At 67.8% G+C, this 6,253-nt stretch carries 5 protein-coding genes; 3 read left to right on the forward strand and 2 right to left on the reverse strand.

Features of this window, described 5'->3' with window-relative positions; all coding sequences use genetic code 11:
• Positions 1-108: 108 nt before the first annotated feature.
• Positions 109-1,599 carry an IS4 family transposase gene (locus ABZ260_RS06600; RefSeq protein WP_355613672.1) on the forward strand — a complete coding sequence of 497 codons (1,491 nt, stop codon included), beginning with the start codon at positions 109-111 and terminating at the stop codon, positions 1,597-1,599.
• Here ABZ260_RS06600 and ABZ260_RS06605 read toward each other — a convergent pair.
• The gene (locus ABZ260_RS06605) at positions 1,553-2,788 is read right to left on the reverse strand and encodes an IS1380 family transposase (protein ID WP_355613674.1); all 1,236 of its coding nucleotides are present in this window, start codon (positions 2,786-2,788) and stop codon (positions 1,553-1,555) included. The genes ABZ260_RS06600 and ABZ260_RS06605 overlap by 47 nt on opposite strands.
• 185 nt (positions 2,789-2,973) lie before the next feature.
• Complete coding sequence (locus ABZ260_RS06610; protein ID WP_355613676.1) at positions 2,974-3,348, reverse strand: hypothetical protein; 375 nt, start codon at positions 3,346-3,348, stop codon at positions 2,974-2,976.
• Between the two features lie 476 nt (positions 3,349-3,824).
• Between ABZ260_RS06610 and ABZ260_RS06615 the strand changes: the two genes are divergently transcribed.
• Both ABZ260_RS06615 and ABZ260_RS06620 read left to right on the forward strand, forming a co-directional pair.
• Complete coding sequence (locus ABZ260_RS06615) at positions 3,825-5,342, forward strand: serine/threonine-protein kinase (protein ID WP_355613678.1); 1,518 nt, start codon at positions 3,825-3,827, stop codon at positions 5,340-5,342.
• 109 nt (positions 5,343-5,451) lie between these two features.
• Positions 5,452-6,108, forward strand: coding sequence for an HNH endonuclease family protein (locus tag ABZ260_RS06620; protein ID WP_355613680.1), 657 nt, complete (start codon positions 5,452-5,454; stop codon positions 6,106-6,108).
• Positions 6,109-6,253: the final 145 nt, after the last annotated feature.

The following is a 6,253-nucleotide window of genomic DNA, read 5'->3' on the forward strand; positions in this document are numbered from 1 at the left end:
GTCCCGATGAGTCACGAGTCTGCCATTGAGCGATGCGGCCGTGTAACTGCCGGCCTTCTGGTCCCAGGCCATCTGGGAGCGCTCACCTCGTTTATCCCGTTCGAGCTGGTGGATGACATCCTTGCGCGGCATCGCGTGCAACATCGCGCCCCGCGCCTGTTACCCGCCCGAGTCGGCGTGTATTTCCTCCTGGCTCAGGCCCTGTTCGCGGGAGTCGGTGCCCTGGGGATCTGGCAGAAGCTAACCCGCGGCGTGTCCTTCAGCCAGCGGCGCCCCTCCGAGAAGGCACTGCGTGATCTCCGCGCTCGCATCGGGACCGGCCCGATGCGAGAGCTGTTCGACGCCCTCGCCGGACCCCTGGCTCCGCCGCACACGATCGGCGTGGGCTACCGCGGGCTGCGCACCGTCGCTTTCGACGGCTGCGCCTCCACCAAGGTGCCGGACAACGAGGACAACACGTCCTGGCTGGGAAAGATCCTCCACAAGGTCGGCTGGGCCGGCTACCCCACGGTGATGATCGTGGCACTGGTGGAGACCGGGACCCGTGGGCTGCTCGGGGCGGTCTTCGGTACGCGCATAACCGGGGAGACCGCATGGGCCTGCCGCCTCCTGCGGCACCTCGGCCCCGGCATGCTGGTGCTGCTCGACCGCGCCTTCGACGCCAACGACTTCCTGACGCGAACAGCCGCCACCGGCGCCCATCTGCTGGTACGCCTGCAGTCCAAGCGTCGCCCGCCCATTCGCGCCAAACTGCCGGATGGCAGCTACCTCACGGAATTCGACGGCCTGCGGGTGCGCGTGATCGAGGCACGCACGCATGCCCTTCTGGCGGATGGCCGCGTTGTCGGCGGCACCTACCGTCTGGCGACCACCCTGCTCGATCACCGCCGCGACCCGGCCGCACGGCTGGTGCGCCTCTACCACGAACGCTGGGAGATCGAATCGGCGTTCCTCGCGCTGCGCCATACGCTCATGCAGGGCCGGGTCCTGCGCTCGACCACGCCCAACGGCCTGGAGCAAGAGCTGTGGGCCATCTTGTGCGCCTGCCAGGTACTGCGACGTGCCATGGTCGATTCCGTCCCCGCCGGGCAACGGCTCGATCCCGACCGGCTCAGCTTCACCGTGGCGCTGCGCTGCGCCCAGGAGAGTGTGGGAGGCGCGGAGGGAGTCCTCGACCAGACCCCATGGACCGACACTGCGTTCGCTTATGCCCTCCGAGCCGCGATCATGCCGCCTCGGCGTCCTCGATTGAGTACGCGCAAAGTCAAGAGCCCGATCAGCCGCTACCACGAGCGCAAAGATGACGGTCGCCCTACCCGCAGCACCCGGGTGCGGCTCATCCGCACACTCGTGGACGCCCCCACGGGTGAGGTCGAACCCCTCGTCATCCGACCACCGGGCATTTCGGAACGAGTCCTCAACGTCATGCGCGCCGAACCGTGCATCCTTGCCTGGCACGCGCCCGACCTGCTGAAACGGCTGGTCGGGACGACTGAGAACCAAATCCACAAGTGTCTCTATCGCCTGACGCGCTCCGGCATTCTGCGCCGGATCAGTCACGGAAGCTACGAACTCTTGACGACGAGGCGATCACGTTAACTACGCGGCATTGGTTGTTGACCGTCCAGTCCGCTGAGGGCAGGTTGGAAAGGCCCATGGCCTTGCCGATGCGGACCTGGTCTTCGACGCCGGCGTGGTGGCGGGCCAGAGTGTCGAGCCACTGCGGGTGGTGGGAGCCGACAACACCGCGCATGCGGCCGATGTCGGTGGCGATGATGACATAGCGCCAGCCGGTTTTCTTCTCCAAGGCTGTGAGTTTGGCCAGCTGGCGGCGGGAGGGCCGGGTGCGGCGCACCAGCAGGCGCATCCGCCTCGGCCAGCCGGTGCGGGTGTTCAGGCCGGTGAGCTCGGCGACCTGACAGGCGCTGTTGACGGTGCCGTCTTGGTGCAGGGCATCTTCCCAGGCGGTGGCGGGCAGGGCCGCGATGGCCACCTCGTCGGCGTCGGTGATCTTCCAGCCGACGAGGAAGCGCACGGTGCGCCGGGTGGTGTTCAGCGCCCCGATCGCGTCCAGCAGTTCGTGGGTGGCGCCCGCGCCGTCGATCCGGATCAGGATCTTGGCGCGGAAGTCGGCCGGGATCTGCCTGATCGCCTCGGTCAGCACCTGAACGTGGTCGGCCACGGTATTGGAGCCGGCGTTCCCGCTGCGCAGCAGCATGGTCAGGGACTCGGCGGTGTTGGCACACCAGGCGCCGAGCGGATGGAACCCGAAGGTTTTCTTGAACGTGGCGGCGGCGCCCTGCTTGGCCGAATGCGCGCCGATGATGGTGGCGTCGATGTCGATGACGACCCAGCCGGTCAGTACCTTGCCCGCGACGCACAACCAGGGAAAGCCGTTGCCGGTCGCGGCGATCAACTCCCACACGTGCTTGCGGACCCGCGCCCGGGCGCGTGCGATCTTTCTCAGCGTGGCCCGGTCGCCAGTGGTTGCCAGAGCCCGGCGCACCGTGGAGTCCGAGGGCGGTTGCCCCCACACGCCCTGCTGGTGGGTCAGCAGCTCGATGTCGGACATGCATCGGGCGCCCAACGCGATCGTCATCGCGACCGAGATCAGCACTATCCCGCGATCCCAGAGCTTCGCCGGGCTGGTGAACACCTTGCTCAGGGCGGTGGTCAGCCCGGTGTGGTCGGCGCAGCCGCGCAGCAGTACTGCTCCCGCGTGTCCGATGAGGTTCTTTCCGGTCGCGGACACCGACAGTCCGTGGTTCCAGCCGATAGTGTTGTTCACCAGAAAGGTGCATCCGATCCTGCGGTGGATATGACATCAGCAATCACATCCTTGCAGGCCAGATGCACCTTTTCTCATTCAACGACCAGACCCGGCCACCTTCGCTGAATAGCCGAGGCCAGCTCAAGGCCGTACTTGGGACAGAGGAATCCACGCTCTCCTGAAGCGGGTGTCTTTCGAATCGGTTATCTCCGCATGAAGGGGACCACGTAGGAGGGGGGTTGGCCGTTCATCGCGTCCGTCAGGTCATCCTCGGTCAGGCGGAGAGTGAGGGCGTTGCCTGTTCGGTGCGGATCCCAGCCGTGGTCAAGGGCCCTGCGGATGGTCGCCGACACGAGTGCAGGTCGTACGGCCATCGCTCGTTCCCCGTACCAGGCGTCTGGTCGGGAGCAGGGGAGCGACACCAGGAGGATGCGTCCTGGCCCGTTGGCCGGCTCCACCGCGAAGATCAGCGGTCCCCAGCTGTTCGCTTGGCAGTACGTGGGCTTGCGGCGGATCCGCCAGCGGTAGGCGATGTCGTCGACTGTGATGAGCCGTGAGCCCTTTTTGGGGATCGACATGGAGACGGCCTCCTGCTCTGTTCCGTCGCTGTTCCGTGGGAGAGCCGAAACCAGTGACAAGTGACGCGAGACGCCCGCAAGCGTAACCCCTGCTCAGGCGCGCGATCGAGTCGTTTTCGCAGATGGCCGGATCCGGGATCGGAGATCACCCAGAGCTACGAGGGCACCAACCAGATCCAGCGCCTGGTGATGGCCAGGCAGCTCCTCAAGTAACCCCTGAAGTGCACGAACCCCGCCCCCATCTCTTCGGGGGGGGGGCGGGGTTCGCTGTCTCCCGGCTTCGACGCTGAACGATCACTGTTCCGGGAGAGACGGCGCGCGGCCGGAACGTGCGCTCGTCGATGAAGAGCGCCGGCGCGCCGGGAGTGCCCGGCCGGCACAGCGCTCCTGCGGCTGATTTTAGGCATGATCCCGCCCATGACGGCGCCTTGCCGGCGGCGCTGGTGGGGGAGTGTAAGGCACACTAAGGTCATTTCGTGCTGCCTCTCGCGTCTGCAGATCCGGGTCAGATCAACGCCTTCCGGCTGAGCGGTGTACTCGGCCGAGGCGGGCAGGGGTCGGTGTATCTGGGGCAGGACGCCGCGGGGGCGAAGGTCGCGGTGAAGGTGCTGCACGCGCAGATGGAGGATGCGGAGACGCACCGGTGGTTCATGCGGGAGGTGGAGGCGGCGCGGCGGGTGGCGCCGTTCTGCACGGCCCGGGTGCTGGACTTCGGGGTCGCCGACGGTCGGCCGTACATCGTGAGCGAGTTCATCACCGGGCCCTCGTTGGATCGGCTGGTGAGAGGCGAGGGGGTGCGGTTCGGTAGCGGGCTGGAACGGCTGGCGGTGACCACCTTGACCGCGCTGGCCGCCATCCACCGGGCCGGGATCGTGCACCGGGACTTCAAGCCGAGCAATGTGATCATGGGGGCCGAGGGGCCGGTCGTGATCGACTTCGGGATCGCCAGGGCGCTGGATCAGACCGCCACCAGCAGTGTGATGGGAACGCCCGCGTTCATGGCGCCCGAGCAGTTCGCGGGCGGGATGGTCGGGCCGGCGGCGGACCTGTTCAGCTGGGCCAGCACGATGGTGTTCGCGGCTACCGGGCAGCAGGCGTTCAAAGGGGACACGATGCCCGCCCTGATGCACGCCATCCTGACCACCGAACCGGATCTGTCCGGGGTGCCGGAGGGGTTGCGGCCACTGCTCGCGCGCTGCCTGGCCAAGGACCCGGAGGCACGGCCCGGCACCGAGGAACTGCTGGGTCTGCTGACAAGGCAGGAGCCGGGGGCTGCGGCCGGATCGCGGCCTGTGCCGGACCGCCCGGCGCCCCCGCCGTCCGGGACGTTGCTGCTGCCCGACCCGGGATCGCAGGCGCCGGGGAGCCGGGCTCACGCTCATGCCCCGCAGTCGGTCGCCTCCGTGGTGGCGCTGGTCTTGATGGTCCTGCTCGCGCTGACCCTGTTCGCCCAGGGGTTGGACTTCCTCGCGGGGTGGGTCTTCGAGGGGCATAGGTACCTCCTGAGCCTGCCCGTCTGGATCATGATCAGCATGGGCTGCCTGATCCCGGTGGTTCCCGCCTTCTGCGTGGCGGTGTGGCGCCACAGTGTGGCCTCGGCGATCAGCATGGCGCTCGTGATCCCGCTGGCCCTGGTCTTCCTGTTCTGGGGGCTCGTCCTGGGCACCGAGGACGACCTGCCCGAGGTGCTGCTCGCGATCGTCCCCGCCGTCCTGCTGGGCGTGGTGATCACGGCGGCCGCACTCCTGCTGTGGCGGCTGAACGCCTTCATCGCGGTGCTCGGCGGGATCGGCGGCCTGCTGATGTCGGTGGAGACCGTCGGTCACTTCGTGGACCTGATGCCGGGGTCGCCGGGGCGTACCTTCGAGGCCCTGATGATCGTGGTCCTCCTGCTCACCAGGTTCACGCTCGGTGCCTGGCTCGTGCTGCTGGGCGGCATGCTCACGCTGCGGGCCGTACAGAGCAGAAGAACATCAGGTCGCGGGCGCGGCTGAAGACCGCTTTCTGGCCCGTACGGCTTGCGCGGGTAGTGGCGCGATCACCGGCTCCGGCCGTTCCTGACGGCTGCCAGGGTCGGGGCTGTCGTTGGGTATAGGTAAAGTCATGATCTTCCTGAGGCGGGCAACCCACGTCGCCGTACTCACCCTCGTGCTCATCCCGATCACCTCTGCCCTCACCACCCCGCAGGCGGCGGCCGAACCGCGCAAGAGATCACAGGCAGAGGCCACGGCCCTCGCCCGGCGCATGCTGGCTCAGCTCAAGGTCGCCAGGCCCCTGTCCATCCGGGGCTACAACCGCGAGCGGTTCCAGCCCCGATCGGCGCACCGCAAGGGCAGGTGCAGCACGCGGGAGATGGTCCTGGCCCGCGACGGGCGGAGCGTACGCCGCAACGCGGCCTGCCACCCGGTCAAGGGGCTCTGGTACAGCCCGTACGACGGCAAGTGGCTGAAGAGCGAGAAGTACGTGGACGTCGACCACCTGGTGCCGCTCGCCTATGCCTGGCGCTCGGGTGCCAAACGATGGAGCCAGGCCAAGCGGCGCGCCTTCGCCAACGACCTGATCCGCCCCGAACTGCTCACCGTCAGCCACTCCGCCAACATCGCCAAAGGCGGCAGAGGCCCGCAGGGCTGGCGCCCGCAGCGCCGCGCCCACTGGTGCCGGTACGCGACCTCATGGATCACCGTGAAGCACCACTACCGGCTCTTCGTGACCCGCAAGGAGAAGGTGGCCTTGCTCAACATGCTCCGCACCTGCCGGTGATCCTCCCTGGAGCACTTCGGTGAAGATGCCGATGGGGTCCTGCCAGCCGGCACCTGCCCGGTCGCCGTTGACGTTGATCGCGACCATGCGGCCGCCGTCGCGGGTGCCGTAGGCGTACGACCAAGGTTTCCTCCCTACAGTGAAC

Source organism: Streptosporangium sp. NPDC006013 (assembly GCF_040614275.1).
Taxonomy (GTDB): Bacteria; Actinomycetota; Actinomycetes; order Streptosporangiales; family Streptosporangiaceae; genus Streptosporangium.

What these genes read in the sequence shown, in the direction of transcription:
- ABZ260_RS06610 (WP_355613676.1), bottom strand. Translation starts at nt 3,348, where the DNA reads ATGTCGATCCCCAAAAAGGGCTCACGGCTCATCACAGTCGACGACATC.
- ABZ260_RS06620 (WP_355613680.1), top strand. Translation starts at nt 5,452, where the DNA reads ATGATCTTCCTGAGGCGGGCAACCCACGTCGCCGTACTCACCCTCGTG.